Source organism: uncultured Mesonia sp. (assembly GCA_947499595.1).
GTDB lineage: Bacteria > Bacteroidota > Bacteroidia > Flavobacteriales > Flavobacteriaceae > Mesonia > Mesonia sediminis.
This window is the reverse complement of record CANMOY010000002.1, coordinates 370,784-384,322: the sequence shown is the minus strand read 5'-3', so window position 1 is coordinate 384,322 and position 13,539 is coordinate 370,784. Positions and strand designations below refer to the sequence as shown.

The 13,539-nt window shown below is 35.3% G+C and carries 18 protein-coding genes; 16 read left to right on the top strand and 2 right to left on the bottom strand.

The window, feature by feature from the left end; genetic code table 11:
* The first annotated feature begins 121 nt into the window (after window positions 1-121).
* The 8 genes from ACH2AZ_RS04005 to arsB all read left to right on the top strand — a co-directional run bounded on the left by ACH2AZ_RS04005 (window position 122) and on the right by arsB (window position 5,692).
* Window positions 122-721: a hypothetical protein gene (locus ACH2AZ_RS04005; RefSeq protein WP_394906746.1), complete on the top strand. Its 600-nt coding sequence runs from the start codon at window positions 122-124 to the stop codon at window positions 719-721.
* Between the two features lie 312 nt (window positions 722-1,033).
* The gene (locus ACH2AZ_RS04000; RefSeq protein ID WP_394906745.1) at window positions 1,034-1,738 is read left to right on the top strand and encodes a hypothetical protein; all 705 of its coding nucleotides are present in this window, start codon (window positions 1,034-1,036) and stop codon (window positions 1,736-1,738) included.
* Between the two features lie 2 nt (window positions 1,739-1,740).
* Window positions 1,741-2,631 carry a hypothetical protein gene (locus tag ACH2AZ_RS03995; RefSeq protein ID WP_394906744.1) on the top strand — a complete coding sequence of 297 codons (891 nt, stop codon included), beginning with the start codon at window positions 1,741-1,743 and terminating at the stop codon, window positions 2,629-2,631.
* A 249-nt stretch (window positions 2,632-2,880) separates the two neighbouring features.
* Complete coding sequence (locus ACH2AZ_RS03990) at window positions 2,881-3,111, top strand: hypothetical protein (RefSeq protein WP_394906743.1); 231 nt, start codon at window positions 2,881-2,883, stop codon at window positions 3,109-3,111.
* Between the two features lie 92 nt (window positions 3,112-3,203).
* A complete protein-coding gene (locus ACH2AZ_RS03985) occupies window positions 3,204-3,536 on the top strand; it encodes an ArsR/SmtB family transcription factor (RefSeq protein ID WP_394906772.1) in 333 nt (110 codons plus the stop codon).
* Window positions 3,537-3,557: 21 nt separating this feature from the next.
* Window positions 3,558-4,007, top strand: coding sequence for a DUF6428 family protein (locus ACH2AZ_RS03980; RefSeq protein ID WP_394906742.1), 450 nt, complete (start codon window positions 3,558-3,560; stop codon window positions 4,005-4,007).
* Between the two features lie 19 nt (window positions 4,008-4,026).
* Window positions 4,027-4,644 carry a protein-tyrosine-phosphatase gene (locus tag ACH2AZ_RS03975; protein WP_394906741.1) on the top strand — a complete coding sequence of 206 codons (618 nt, stop codon included), beginning with the start codon at window positions 4,027-4,029 and terminating at the stop codon, window positions 4,642-4,644.
* A gap of 4 nt (window positions 4,645-4,648) precedes the next feature.
* Window positions 4,649-5,692, top strand: a complete 1,044-nt coding sequence (arsB, locus tag ACH2AZ_RS03970; protein ID WP_394906740.1) for an ACR3 family arsenite efflux transporter — start codon at window positions 4,649-4,651, stop codon at window positions 5,690-5,692.
* Between the two features lie 62 nt (window positions 5,693-5,754).
* Here the strand turns inward: arsB and ACH2AZ_RS03965 are convergent, their stop codons facing one another.
* Window positions 5,755-6,258, bottom strand: a complete 504-nt coding sequence (locus ACH2AZ_RS03965; RefSeq protein WP_394906739.1) for a DUF4494 domain-containing protein — start codon at window positions 6,256-6,258, stop codon at window positions 5,755-5,757.
* 410 nt (window positions 6,259-6,668) lie between these two features.
* On the opposite strand from ACH2AZ_RS03965, the gene ACH2AZ_RS03960 reads away from it, so the two are divergent.
* The 8 genes from ACH2AZ_RS03960 (at window position 6,669) to ACH2AZ_RS03925 (ending at window position 12,381) form a co-directional block, all read left to right on the top strand.
* Window positions 6,669-8,546, top strand: a complete 1,878-nt coding sequence (locus ACH2AZ_RS03960; protein ID WP_394906738.1) for a hypothetical protein — start codon at window positions 6,669-6,671, stop codon at window positions 8,544-8,546.
* A gap of 11 nt (window positions 8,547-8,557) precedes the next feature.
* The gene (locus ACH2AZ_RS03955; RefSeq protein ID WP_394906737.1) at window positions 8,558-8,968 is read left to right on the top strand and encodes a hypothetical protein; all 411 of its coding nucleotides are present in this window, start codon (window positions 8,558-8,560) and stop codon (window positions 8,966-8,968) included.
* A gap of 116 nt (window positions 8,969-9,084) precedes the next feature.
* The gene (locus ACH2AZ_RS03950) at window positions 9,085-9,609 is read left to right on the top strand and encodes a hypothetical protein (RefSeq protein WP_394906736.1); all 525 of its coding nucleotides are present in this window, start codon (window positions 9,085-9,087) and stop codon (window positions 9,607-9,609) included.
* Window positions 9,610-9,629: 20 nt separating this feature from the next.
* Window positions 9,630-10,208 carry a hypothetical protein gene (locus ACH2AZ_RS03945; RefSeq protein ID WP_394906735.1) on the top strand — a complete coding sequence of 193 codons (579 nt, stop codon included), beginning with the start codon at window positions 9,630-9,632 and terminating at the stop codon, window positions 10,206-10,208.
* A gap of 199 nt (window positions 10,209-10,407) precedes the next feature.
* Window positions 10,408-10,674: a hypothetical protein gene (locus ACH2AZ_RS03940; RefSeq protein ID WP_394906734.1), complete on the top strand. Its 267-nt coding sequence runs from the start codon at window positions 10,408-10,410 to the stop codon at window positions 10,672-10,674.
* A gap of 104 nt (window positions 10,675-10,778) precedes the next feature.
* Entirely contained in the window at window positions 10,779-11,219 is a 441-nt protein-coding gene (locus ACH2AZ_RS03935; protein WP_394906733.1) for a hypothetical protein, read from the top strand.
* 318 nt (window positions 11,220-11,537) lie between these two features.
* Window positions 11,538-11,759: a hypothetical protein gene (locus ACH2AZ_RS03930; RefSeq protein WP_394906732.1), complete on the top strand. Its 222-nt coding sequence runs from the start codon at window positions 11,538-11,540 to the stop codon at window positions 11,757-11,759.
* A gap of 34 nt (window positions 11,760-11,793) precedes the next feature.
* On the top strand, window positions 11,794-12,381 hold the full coding sequence (locus tag ACH2AZ_RS03925) for a DUF6705 family protein (protein ID WP_394906731.1): 588 nt from the start codon (window positions 11,794-11,796) through the stop codon (window positions 12,379-12,381).
* Window positions 12,382-12,437: 56 nt separating this feature from the next.
* Here the strand turns inward: ACH2AZ_RS03925 and ACH2AZ_RS03920 are convergent, their stop codons facing one another.
* Entirely contained in the window at window positions 12,438-13,361 is a 924-nt protein-coding gene (locus ACH2AZ_RS03920; RefSeq protein ID WP_394906730.1) for a DUF302 domain-containing protein, read from the bottom strand.
* Window positions 13,362-13,539: the final 178 nt, after the last annotated feature.

The window sequence follows — 13,539 nt, the reverse complement described above, 5'->3', positions numbered from 1 at the left end:
TCTAGTCTTTTAAAATAAAGCAGCCTGGACAGAGTAATCGCAATAACCGTGTGCAACTTTATCCCGTAAAAAATTGTATTAAAAGTGTATATTTGAGTTGGTTTAACGAGGTGTGCCACATATGAAAAAACTCATACTGACAATATTATTTCTGAATTCAATAGTCGGATTTTCACAAGAAAAAAGCGAAGTTCTGATTAAAGGAATTGTATTGTCCGAAGTCAACGGAAAACCTCTTGAGAATGCTTACATAAATTATAAATCAAGATATAGATATTCAATGACAAACGAAAAAGGAAAATTTGAATATCGATACAAAATTCGAGAAAGAGACAGTTTGGAAACTATTGAATTAACAGCTTTAGGATATGAAAATCTTGATACAATAATTCGAGTTGACAACCCGAAAGAATACGTGTTTGAATTTGTTATGAAACCAAGATTTGGACTAAACCGAGAAAAAGCACTTGCGGACATAAAAAATGGAGAAATAAATATACTGGAATCCAGTGGAATCGCACCTGTATTTTATAAATCAGACTCAAAATTTGCAAAGAAATATAATGTGAATTTTGTCGAATATGGTTGTGAGGCAATTGCAGAGGAAAGCCTTTATGAATATAACAAAACAGTCTTCGAATATTTGGACAAAAAATACGGAAAGAAATGGAGAAAAAAGATTCGAAAAGACATTGTTGGACTTAATGAGGAAAATGAATAAAATACGTTGCACAGCAATTTATAACCACAATTACGGCGTCCCGAACCGTCGGGAGACTATGTCCGAATCCACTCGGAATTGCTAACATCAGTGCCTAAACGAAAATTAACGTATATTTACCCGTAACTGATGGTTATACGAGATCGGCGGACTATCTCAAAACCTCGGTTATAGAGAAACGTATTTGGGTACGCACCTTTAAGAAAATCTATATATTCGATTCTCCCGGGAATTAAATTATTGTTGAGACAAACTGCTGTTGCCAGTAATTTATGAATCATAGCTAAACAAGAAACTTTCAATAAAAAATAAATGAATATTTCCTCTTTTCACCTTGTAAAAATTCCATTTGGAAAAGCGATTAAAGGACTATTTATAAACTTGATTAATACAAAAACAAAAGGTCTAATTTATTCGGAATATATGACCGCTATGACTTTAGGTTCTCCTATTCTATCACCTTCTCGTTTTTTAATAAGAGAAGTAGCAATCTTTGCTCAATGGGAAAGCGAAAAAGACCTTGAAAACTTTCTAGAAAAAGACAATTTTGGCAAAATTCTAAATAAAGGTTGGCACATTCGCTTAGGTTTTATGAGAGATTGGGGAAAGATAAAAGGGTATAAAACACCAAAGAAAAACCAAATTTTAGACAATCCAAATTCACCTGTAGTTGCCGTAACAATTGCTCGTATGAAACCTCTAGCAGTTCCGAGATTCTTACAATGGGGAATACCAGTTGAAAAATTAGTTAGAGATCATTCTGGCACTTTACTTTCTATTGCATCTTTCAAATTTCCGAATACAGTTTCAACTTTTTCAATTTGGAAAAATATAAAAGAAATGGAAAGTATGGTTCACGGTCATAGCAAAATGCCAAAACCTAAAAGACACTCAAACGCCATGAAAGAAAGAGAACGTAAAAACTTTCATTTTGAGTTTACAACTCTTAGATTTAAACCTCTTTCAGAATACGGTTCTTGGAAAGGCTATAGCAATTACACTAAGAAAACTGTTTAATAATGGGATTTGCTTTTATTAAACAGAACTTTCAAGATTGGGTTACTCAACAATGGGTAATTGTTTCAGGTAAAAAAATCAATTCAAAAGAATATGAATGGTTGTTAGGTCCATTTGGAAATACAAATGGAATTGGGGAAAAATTTATTAAGCAGTTAGCGGAAAATGAAAATTTAGAAATCTGTACCTCTAAACTAAGTAAAGGATTAATAAATTCAATTAACCAATTAAACTTACCAACAACCGAAATTAATAAATTATCAAAAAACGTAATTGACTTTTACGAAAACACGAGTAGTTATGAATTTGAATTGAAAACTAACTGGAATCCTATTTTTAAATTTTTCGGCTATCTCCTAAAAATACTGTTCAGTAATAGAATTGAGCAACTAAACATTCCCATGAAAAACCGCAAGAACACTAAGGGAATGAATAGCGATATTATTCAACTAATTGATAAAAAAACCAAAAAAGTAAAACGAACAATTTGGTTAAGAACAATTAAAAAAACGAAACAAGTTGTTTATTCAGGCATTTATGAAACTTGTACAATTCCAAACGGAATAACTTGCATTAAAGCAATGTTTCCATTACCAAACGGAAATGCGACAGTTATTTTAGAACCATGTGTTGGTAGTAACGGAGAGCTAATCTTAAAATCTGCTGGTAGGAAAATTGGAGATAGTGGGTTTTACTTTTTGCTAAAAGACAAAAGTGGAAACTTATGGACAAATTATATAAAGTCATTTAAAGACCACCTAACGGTAAGTTTTAATGACGGAAAAATAAAAGCAAAACAAACACTTAAATTTTATGGCTTGAGAGTACTTAATTTTGAATACGAAATTAAAAAAACACATACAACACCGTATAAAATTAATTCCTGGCTCTAGCCTCCACACGAATCCTCAAGCGTTCGGACGTGCGGCTTTATTCATCCCGATTACCGCAGTTGGTCGGTTCTTCCCGAAATCAAATTTATACTGGCCAAAAACAAACAAAATTTATTTTATATCGGTTTAACCGGAAGTTATATCAACCACCAAGATCAATTTAACCAAGATTACTTCCGTAAAGCAAGCGACCATAAACAGTATGCTTTTGAGCAGGCCGACTATAGACGTATTAAAACCACGCTGAGTATGCATTTGGCATCGGTATTATTTGTGGGTAAAAACTGGGGGTTCTCGCCCTATATCGGTTGGGGTATAAAAAACCGTGATGTAAAATTTAGTCACATTCAAGGAATGCGACCCGTTACCCGTGAAGATACGCATAACTTTATACCCAGCGCCACCTACTATCTCAGGCACGAGGGCAGCTCTACTGGGGTACAATTGGAGCTGCGCCTTGCAGTATTTGTTAAACTCTAGTCCGAACACAAACTGTTAAAAAATAAAATACCATTGGTGGCTTTTCTTATTCATCGTAATATTGCAATATATAAATGAATCTATTTTTGATTATGGGACTTACCAAAACCGATTTATTCACTGCCGAGCAAAACCAAATTGCAAAATTCACCAAAGTTCTGGGGCATCCTGCGCGTATCGCCATTTTACAGCATCTTATTAAAATAGACAGCTGCGTTTGTGGCGACTTGGTAGAGGTTATTGGTTTGGCTCAACCTACCATATCGCAGCATTTAAAAGAGCTCAAAAAACTAGGACTTATACAAGGTAGCATTAGCGGTACGCGCGTTTGCTATTGTATAGATGCCCAGGCTTGGCAAAATATGCGCGAAAACTTATTGGCCTTTTTAGCCAGCGGTCCTTCTCATAATCCTAAATGTTGTTAACCCCAAAATACCTGATTACTTATGAAATTATCTGAAATTAAAGCCGTACTGCAAAACCTAGAACAAATTGCCTTTGAGTTGCCTTCGGGCGAATTGGTTCCGCCTCATTTTCATGTGACCGAGATTGGCAAAATAGACAAAAACTTTATCGACTGTGGCGGTACCTTGCGCTATGAAACGCTTATCAGTTTTCAATTGTGGAGCGCCAACGATTACAATCATCGCCTGCATCCAGAAAAATTGACTGCCATTATCGAATTGGCCGAAAAAGCTTTGGTTTTAGGCGATTGGGAGGTTGAAGTAGAATACCAAGGCGAAACTATTGGTAAATACGATTTAGATTTTAACGGCAAGCATTTTATTTTGCGCAACAAACAAACCGATTGCTTGGCAAAAGAAGATTGCGGCATCCCAGAAAAATCTGCACCCGCCAATAACGCCACTTGTGCACCGGGTAGTGGCTGCTGCTAATTTATTATTTTGATTTATTATGGAATTCAATAAGGTTTTCACCGATTTTATCGGCACTTTAAAACCCGATAATATTGCTAGCGATCGTAAACAAATACTCCAACATTTGACCCAAGCTATACAGGAGGGCTTGCAGAAAAAGGAGGGCGTGGCTCTGCAATTTATTTGCACGCATAACTCGCGCCGAAGTCAGTTTGCACAGGTTTGGGCACAGCATTTACTATATTGGCACGGCTATTTTAAAGTCGGTTGTTATTCGGGTGGTACGGCCGTTACCGCGATTTATCCCGAGGTCATCAACCAATTAGAACAGCAAGGATTTACCGCTAGTCGCCTAAGCGAAGGCAGCAACTCGGTTTATGCTGTAAAAGCGAGTAAACAGCTCGCACCGAGTTTTGTGTTTTCTAAACCCATAACGCATTTGGTAAACCCCAGCGATGATTTTATCGCGGTGATGACTTGCGACCAAGCCTATGAGGCCTGTCCCGTTGTTTTAGGAGCCAAAAAACGCATTGGACTCACCTATACCGACCCAAAAAACCATGATGGGCAAGAGAATGAAGAACAGGCTTATGCGCAAACCAGTACACAAATTGCTACCGAGATGCTTTATCTCTGTTCACAACTAAATCCGTAAAGGCATGAATAAAAAATTAGGCTTTTTAAACCGCTATCTAACCCTATGGATCTTTACCGCTATGCTACTGGGAGTAGCTTTGGGGTATTTTTTTCCGAGCTTTCCCGAAAAGTTACAAGCTTATAACCAAGGCAGTACTAATATAGCTTTGGCTATCGGACTTATTTTAATGATGTATCCGCCCTTGGCTAAGGTAAAGTATAGTTTGCTGCCCAAGGTGTTTAAAAATGTAAAGCTCTTGTCTATTTCGCTGTTGCTGAATTGGATTATTGGGCCGGTTTTGATGTTTATACTCGCTATTGTATTTCTAGCCGATTATCCCGAATATATGGTAGGCCTTATTTTAATTGGTTTGGCACGCTGTATTGCCATGGTATTGGTGTGGAATGATTTGGCTGAGGGCAGCAGCGAATATGGAGCTGGCTTGGTGGCGCTCAACAGTATTTTCCAGGTCTTTGCCTACTCGTTTTATGCATGGATTTTCATTAGTGTACTCCCTCCGTTTTTTGGTTTTGAAGGCGCTTTGGTAGAGATCTCCATCGCCCAAATTGCAGAGAGTGTCGCTATTTATTTAGGCATCCCTTTCTTATTAGGCATTCTTAGTCGGCTGATTTTAGTGCGTCTTTATGGAGCGACCTGGTACCAAGAAAAATTTATACCGCGCATATCTCCCTTAACCTTAATCGCTTTACTGTTTACCATTGTGCTTATGTTTTCGCTAAAAGGCGAATTAATTGTAGCCCTACCCCAAGACGTCTTGCTTATCGCGCTACCCTTGTTGATTTATTTTGGTTTGATGTTTCTTATTGGTTTTTGGATTACTCGCGCCGTGGGTGCTACATACGATCAAACTACCGCTGTTGCCTTTACGGCCGCAGGAAATAACTTTGAGTTAGCCATTGCAGTTGCCATTGCCGTTTTCGGATTACACTCTGGGCAGGCTTTTACCGGAGTTATTGGGCCGCTTGTAGAAGTACCGGCGCTCATCTTTCTCGTGCGGGTTTCCTTCTGGCTAAAAGCCAAGTATTTTTCGGCTAAGACCTCTTAAACCAAACAGGCATGCCTCGATTGGCATGCCTGTTTTGCTTTATTCGGGTTGATGCCTTTTCTTTAGGATGCAGCCATAGTATTTTCTGCGTTTTCTTCTACCGCTTCCTCTGTAGTACCTGATTCATTTTCTTCACCATCAAAATAAGGAAACACATCTATAATAGGCGATTCGCTAATGGCAGGTATACTATAATCTCCCATGGTGTTTTGTAACACCTGCATGCTGTTTTCAAAAGCTTCTTTTACATCATTGGCCTGTACCAAAAGGTATTGATTGGTTTTACGCTCTTTGCCGCTTTCTTCATCAATGGCCACCAAGGCCACCTTAACTTTAAACCAACGATCGCTATTCTCAAAAGGATGCACTTCGGCAAAATTGGCCACCTTTATGTTCATGATTTTAAAATCCTCTTCGGTTAAGCTCTTCATTTCTTGAGTAAGTCGGGCTTCGGCCTCGGTATAAGAAACCGCATCGAGCAAGTAGGTTTCGCTGGTTAATTTTTGCTCTCCCGTCTCGTGGCGTTTCATATATTTTACTTTACACTCATACCAAATAATACTCATATTTACTTATAGATTTTAGGTTAGTCGCCAAAAATAGAAATCAGCTCAACGTAAACCAACCGATTCTAATTTTGTTATGCACAATTTTATTTTAGGCTTTTACTGCGCTTACGTGGAAGGCATGAAATTCTAATGAAACAAAATAATTTTACACTAAAAACCAGCTCCTGTTTTTTGGTTTTTGACAAGCATAAAAAGATAAGGAATGTGCATTTATAGATGAAGGAATAACTTTGCAGGCTACAGGCAATTAAAACAAGCCATATTAAAACAAATAAAAAATTATTAATATTTTGTTTGTTATTAACATAAAAAAAAGTTAATTTCACGATTTAACCAACAATTTAACAGATGAAAAGTAAATTTATTAGTCTGTGTTTATTAGTCTGTGTTTATTAGTCTGTGTAGTTATGCTGCACAGTTGCACACAAGATGATTTTGATGTCAACGAGCCTGACGCCAATAATTCTTTTAATCAAAAAATAAGCACTTTAAAATTTAAAGACATTAGCGCCAATTTGGCATTAGTCAACCTTCTTAAGAAAATTCAACAACCCTCTGATCAACATGGTAGAGGTTATTACAACGAAGCGTTTAGAATGCACTTAGACACAACCCGTATTATAAAAATTGAAAGTCAGAATAAACATTCTTATACGTTTATGATACAAGATAGTCTTGCTCCAGAACAACCGATAAGAAACCTTGTATTGAGTGCCAACGCAGATAATCCTGAGCAGTATTTCGCCTATATTTTCTCTTATCAATTTTCTGATAGTGAACGTATTGCTTGGGCCAACGGAACTTTAAGTAATTTTGCAGATTTAGTAAATTTAACGGTCTATAACCCTGACTATAGCCAGGTAAGTGTAAATGGAATTCCTGCTGATTGCTGGGAGACCATTATTATAGTCCCTGCCCAGCCGTGTGACGGTAAGGATGATGATGGTAACCGTGTATATCACATGCCTGGAGATGGTTGTGATGCAAATCAACCGCCAATACCCGCCATAACCATGTCTGTATTGAGTTATGATTGTCAATTTGGTGGTGGCTCTAGTGGTCCCGGTAATGGTAGCCCGGGAGGCGTAGGTGACCCTTGGTCTAACCCAGATTTTGGCAGTGGTGCCGGTGGTGGTGAAGCAGGAAACAATGCTGGTAATGTTGAGACACATCCCAACCCACAAAACCCAGACCAGAACAAGGCAGTAAGTGAATTTCAAGGCATCGCAACTGTACCAATTCTAAATTTAGCTAGTATGGAAAGTCGCTTTTACAACAATCTTCCTGCCTCTCTTCAATACTCTTGGGACTATGATTTAAGTGTTCACCAAAAGAATCAAATTCTTGATTTCTTAGAAAACAATAAAGAACCAGGACAACTTTATCCCACTCAAGAAGCCGAGGCTTTTGCGGCTAATTATATAAATAATTTGTTAAATAATCAGAGTCTTGATATACATATAGATCAAGACTTTGAAATATCAAAAATACAAGATATTGAAGACCAAATGACTGGCGATCCTATAGAATTATATTTAGTAGCCAAACATAGAAACAGTAATAAACTCGATCTAACTGTATTTTCAACAAGTAATTCCATAAATATTGGAGATTATACCTTATTACCGCATTATGACAGAAATAACAATTTAATTTGTTATGCTGCGTCAAGAACACAAGCTAATGGAATTGAATATGTTATTGCTGGAGATGCATTAAACGAATTTCAAGACAATATAGATTTATATACCCATGCCGCAGACCTGTTTTATCAAAATGGAATGCCTTCTGAAGGGCAGATAGCGATGGCAGCGGGTAATTATTTTGATGGCTTGTGCGATATGTGGAACGATGCACTGCATTCCCCACAATGGTGGGCCTATGCGATTACCACTTTTGGGCATGCTATTGTTACTTTGCCAGCAAACACCCCTGTTAATTCAACCTTGACCAATACACAATGGAAAATTTCTATGAAAAGAATGACCTCAAAATTTGTTCAAGGAAAAACCGTTACAAACCCTCAAGGAGTTTCTGTTACCATTGATATTCCCGATAATTATGTGCCAAGGATTGTTGATAATGGGAAAGGTATTAAATTTGTTCCTCAAGGGACACCTTTTGGCTCTGATGCAAATGCAATAAGAATAATGGAACCTACAACGACAGGTACATACCCGCATCCAAAAGGGTATGTAAAGTTTTATAATAGTAATGGACATCCAATTAACCCTAATAATGGTCAAACATTAGGTAATGCTAATAATCATTTTGATTTTCAATAAACTTCTAAAATATGAATAATAAAATAATATTTGAAGGGAAAACTAAACTTGAAAAAGTGATTTTTGATAATGACAGTAATCTATTCTATTTTTATTTTGACGAAATTCATTTGATTACTACAGACTTTTGGAGATTTTTTAAAAAAAACAAAATAGAGCAAATTTCAAAAGATCAAGATAAAAAATATCATTTTCAAATGCCCAAAATAGATTTAATTCCTTATCTGATTGAAGAACTTCAAAGTGAATATTTAATTAAAATAGAAATTTCAAAAAATAATGATTTGATCTTGTATTTCTCATCAGATAAAAAAATTGAAGTTTATATTACCTCTATGGCTTTTGAGAACTGGGAAATTACAATTAAAGGGAAAAAATTCATTTGTCTTCAAGGAGGTTATGAAATTGGTACATCAGGGTGAATTTTTAATAACCACAGATTCATGTCCCAGTTGGTGTACATCAAAAAGCCGAGGCTTTTGCTAAAGAAGTAATCAAAGCTTATGAAAATGAAACATTAATTTCTGCTTTTCCTTTTGTGAAATATCCAGAGGGAAGTGATTATGCAAATGAGTTTCCGCATTTTACTAATTTCCTTAAAAATGAATTAGTAGATATAGCTGACGATCAAACAATTGTTGATGCTCTTAAACAATGGGGAAGTGTTACAGAAGAACAGATAATTGATGCTCTAACTTGGGGTAACGGTCCTTATATCAAATTAAGTTATTTAAGTTCAATACACACCATTATGGGTAGGTTTAATGGATTGCCGACTTCCCACCCTGAAGGCTTTGCTGGCCCCGATACAATAGAATTGAATTATTGGACTATTGAGGATATAGAAGATAAATTGGAAAATGGCGGCCCGTTTGATGCGAAAGTTTATAAGTTTTTTATTGCTATTGTAATTCTTCATGAGTACACACATTATGGAGACTTTCACTATAATGGTAATATGTATCACGAAACCGGAACAGAAACTGGTTGGGAGTTTGAAAAGGAAATAATAGGAACACAAATAGATTATGATAATGATGGGCTTATAGATGCTCAAGAATAGCTGATAAAAAAGGAATGATTATGAAAAAAAATATTTTATATCTAATTTTTTTATTTATAGTGTCTTATGGCTTTTCTCAGTATAAAATAAATGAAGATTTTAAAAAATATGGCATTTCTGCTCAAGAATATAAGATTTTATTGCAAAAATCTTTAAACCTAAATCATATTGATTTCTTTTTTTTAGAAAATGAAAAGAAGAAACCTGTAGTCCTGTTAAAAAGCGAATATATTGAACCAATTTCAGATACAATTTGTTTAACAAAATTTGGTAATCCTATAAAAATTAAATCTTATAAAGAAATATACGAAGATATGGATGTTAATTTCATTGATTTTATTGAAGTTTTCATGATAAAAGATAAATTGACTATATCGTATGGGTTTTATAATAAGCATTTTGTGGTATTCGCTGAATTTTTGAAATATGATAATGAATGGGAGTTAATTACAAAAGATATAAATGAAAAACCAAAAGCAATTGTTAATCTTGCTTTGACAAAAGGGGTTTGTTTGTCCCAACTCTTAAAATGTAAATTAAATAAGGGCGGGGATGTTTGTGCTAAATGTGTGGAAAAATTCCCAAACATAAGGAATTAAGCCTGTTTTAACCCTTGGCTTATGTTATATAGCTTGCAAGGCAAGTATGAAAAAGCGATGAGGGCGTTTTAATCATGGCTTAACTTTAGCTTAAGCTTAGTGTAAAAGAATTTAGCGGTTGGGTTAAGCCTTTGTGAAAGGGTTTCTGCCGGATCCAGTAAGTAAAATGGTTTTCAATAAAGGGATTGATGATTAGCGGATGGGGATATATGTAGAAGATGGTTATATTTTTAAATTAGTATTCGATAAGAATAGGGGTGAATTATTAAGTGGGGAACCTATCTATAAGAATTTTGGAAATGGAAACTCACAATGGAACCACGATTTATTTAATGTTTTTGATTTAAGACAGTCAATTGAAAATAACCTTATTATGATTGATTCTTGGTTAGATCCCAATGATTCATTTTCTAATATAATTAACAATGACGGTGTTTTTCAAAATAAACAACAGTTTTACTTTTAATTTTCTTGGGCGGGCCTTGAAGGCACTCAAGAATATCAAAATCTGAATTCATCGGAAAAAACGATGATTCAATATGCAATTCAATTAATTCAAAGTTATTAATTATGAAAAAAAAATTAATCCTGTTAATATTTTTTTTAAATGCTACGATTTGTTATACACAAAATTCGAATAGCGCATTTTATGTTTATGATAGTCGAAGTTCAATATCTTCTGATGAAGATAGTAGATTATATTATACACTAATTATTAAAAGCAATAATAAGGACTTTAACAGTGATGCTTATAAATTTCAAATTTTGAATCAAAAAAACTTTGATGAATTTCTTGATCTCAATGAAATAAAAAATAAAATTGATATTGATTCAATCAACTATTATAATGTTGAAGATCTAAAGAAATTTGAACCCTGTGGTTTACATGAATTTATAAGTAAAAAGAATAAATTTTATCTTATTATTAATGAAGATGAAATTTTTTTTACAATAAAAATGAATTATATAGGCACTGAAAAGAATTTAGAATTGTTACCTTCTGGTTTCTAGGAACAGGTGGCGGAAGGAATCAGATGATTTGGGTGAAGATATTAGTGTTATAGATGATTCAGGTAGTGATAAAACAATTATAAGAACACCAGAAATAGCTCCTGCAAATGAAGTATAATTATGAAGAAGTTTTTATATTTTTTACTTATATCAAATTTATTTCCTGTGTAAAATCAAATGATAAACAAATTTCAAAAGTTATTTTATTTAAGGAATTAAATCTAAATAAAAATGATTTAAATTATTCTAATGGACTGTGTCAAAAAACTGTAGATTAAGTTAAGCTATAAAAATAATAATGATTTAGGGTTAGCACCGATGGTGGCTATTATTTACCATGCAGAAACAAAAGAAGCAACTGAAATTGGAGAAAAATACTCAAAGGGAATAAAACCTAGCACTTATAGTGATTATCAAGGAAAATCTCCTATTTATAGCTCTTGGTCCTATTATGCTTTTTATAGCCAAGAAGTAGACTCGATAGCTAAGGCTAAGTATAAAGAAGCAAAAAATGCTAAAATGAGTTATGATTATGATTAGGATTATGATTAAAACAAAAGTAAATCCTACTATTATGAAAACATACCTAATTACTTTGATCAGCCTATTTTTTGCCCTAAATACATGGGCACAATTGCAAACCGTAAATATGAATACTAGGGATAATTCCCAAGATCATTCGGGAAAATATTATAAAGATATAGATGATAATTTTGACCCTTTTATCGGGGTTTGGCAAGGCACACACCAAAACACCACGATGATCATAGACATTTCTAAAGCCGTACTAGGGCCTAGTCCAAGTAATAATTATGCTCAGGATTTTCTTGTCATCGACATCCAATTAATAGAAGGGATGGGCACGCCAATGGAAATGGTTATCTGCAATACGGCTGCCGCCTACAGTCATTTTGACAAGCTGATTAGAAGCATCACACATGCTACTACCTATGACGGGGTTACAATGAGTGGTTTTCTGGATGACAATTGCCACCCGGGCAACAGTGCGGGAGGTATTGTGGTGATGAATATTCAAAACCCACAAGCATCGCCTTTAACCGCCACTTGGGAGATTGAGAAAAAGGGGATTGTGGCCAAAACCTACCCCGGAGAACCAGACTTTGTTATTCCCACCAGTATTGTTTTAACCAAACAACCCTAATAATAAGTACTATGTTTAAGCTACAAGCCGTTACTTCACAAGAAGTAGCGGTTTTTTTAAGGCTTTATGGCGGTCTCTACCAATTGATGGAGCAAACGTTCTATCTGGTCCTTATAACTGGCATTAATCTCCATGCCTTGTCTTTTTGCAATAAAATCGATTGCATTATACGACACAAATACCCGGCCTTTGGCATTTTCCCAAACTAAAATTTTATGCGGTAAGTCTAGACCCAACAAAGCATTATCGCGCAACATACGGCTGCTTATCTCTGGGTAACTCACCATAAGCACATAGGTAGGCCGCAAAGACATGCCAACGCTGGCAGCATTTGCTTGGTGATCTAAACTCGCTATCAATTCTAATTTTTGATTGTCGTGAATACTTTTTAATAAGGTGTTTTTGGTTTTCGTAAAGCTCTGTTTACTTCGGGTGGTAATGATACCTTCCAATAATTTGACATGTTGTTTTCGGGTATGCACTACCGTTTGCCCTGCAGCATTTTCAACCAATCGCTCTAAAGCATCGCTCATTTGATTTAGACTTGGGGTATTTTTAATACCAAATCGGGCACCTAAATAATTGGTACTATTATAAGCCGTTACAAATTCTTCTCCATCTTGAAAGAATAAAATTTTCTGCGGTAAATTGAGACCGGCCAACTGGTTGGCTTGCATAAGCGGCGTTCCTAGATTGGGGTTGCCAAAAAAGATAATTTTTTCGGGTGCCAAATCTATACGCTCTTGAGCCGCTTCTTGGGCATAATCAGACTCGGCAATAATACCAATGGCACTATTCTTACGCAAAGTAGATTTCAATTTCTGGTAGGCCTCTTCTACTTCGCCTTTTTGTTGGGTATAACTAATTCCTATAGCTTTTAAACGCTCTTGTTGAGGTGGCCACTGCTCCTCTTGATTCTTGTTTTTACAAGCTGTTAAACAGATTGCAACCAAAAGAAATAACCCGATTTTCTTTTTCATACGCTTTAATTTACCTACAATTTAATGATTTCTTCCTGAAAAATCAGTAAAAACTGCTTTCATCCGCTTATTTTTATAAATTTTTAAAGCTTTCTAGGCTTAAAGCCGAAACTCAATACAGCAAACTACTTGATAATTACCGAGACAAAACCCCGCTAGAACTGCACGATATTTATTA

Bases quoted from the DNA above. Each gene is read 5' to 3' on its own strand.
- ACH2AZ_RS03935 (WP_394906733.1), top strand. From the start codon at position 10,779: ATGAAAAAAAAATTAATCCTGTTAATATTTTTTTTAAATGCTACGATT.
- arsB (WP_394906740.1), top strand. From the start codon at position 4,649: ATGAATAAAAAATTAGGCTTTTTAAACCGCTATCTAACCCTATGGATC.
- ACH2AZ_RS03930 (WP_394906732.1), top strand. From the start codon at position 11,538: ATGGTGGCTATTATTTACCATGCAGAAACAAAAGAAGCAACTGAAATT.
- ACH2AZ_RS03975 (WP_394906741.1), top strand. From the start codon at position 4,027: ATGGAATTCAATAAGGTTTTCACCGATTTTATCGGCACTTTAAAACCC.
- ACH2AZ_RS03995 (WP_394906744.1), top strand. From the start codon at position 1,741: ATGGGATTTGCTTTTATTAAACAGAACTTTCAAGATTGGGTTACTCAA.
- ACH2AZ_RS03920 (WP_394906730.1), bottom strand. From the start codon at position 13,361: ATGAAAAAGAAAATCGGGTTATTTCTTTTGGTTGCAATCTGTTTAACA.
- ACH2AZ_RS04000 (WP_394906745.1), top strand. From the start codon at position 1,034: ATGAATATTTCCTCTTTTCACCTTGTAAAAATTCCATTTGGAAAAGCG.
- ACH2AZ_RS03945 (WP_394906735.1), top strand. From the start codon at position 9,630: ATGAAAAAAAATATTTTATATCTAATTTTTTTATTTATAGTGTCTTAT.
- ACH2AZ_RS03955 (WP_394906737.1), top strand. From the start codon at position 8,558: ATGAATAATAAAATAATATTTGAAGGGAAAACTAAACTTGAAAAAGTG.
- ACH2AZ_RS04005 (WP_394906746.1), top strand. From the start codon at position 122: ATGAAAAAACTCATACTGACAATATTATTTCTGAATTCAATAGTCGGA.
- ACH2AZ_RS03990 (WP_394906743.1), top strand. From the start codon at position 2,881: ATGCATTTGGCATCGGTATTATTTGTGGGTAAAAACTGGGGGTTCTCG.
- ACH2AZ_RS03960 (WP_394906738.1), top strand. From the start codon at position 6,669: ATGCTGCACAGTTGCACACAAGATGATTTTGATGTCAACGAGCCTGAC.
- ACH2AZ_RS03940 (WP_394906734.1), top strand. From the start codon at position 10,408: ATGGGGATATATGTAGAAGATGGTTATATTTTTAAATTAGTATTCGAT.
- ACH2AZ_RS03985 (WP_394906772.1), top strand. From the start codon at position 3,204: ATGGGACTTACCAAAACCGATTTATTCACTGCCGAGCAAAACCAAATT.
- ACH2AZ_RS03925 (WP_394906731.1), top strand. From the start codon at position 11,794: ATGAAAACATACCTAATTACTTTGATCAGCCTATTTTTTGCCCTAAAT.
- ACH2AZ_RS03980 (WP_394906742.1), top strand. From the start codon at position 3,558: ATGAAATTATCTGAAATTAAAGCCGTACTGCAAAACCTAGAACAAATT.
- ACH2AZ_RS03965 (WP_394906739.1), bottom strand. From the start codon at position 6,258: ATGAGTATTATTTGGTATGAGTGTAAAGTAAAATATATGAAACGCCAC.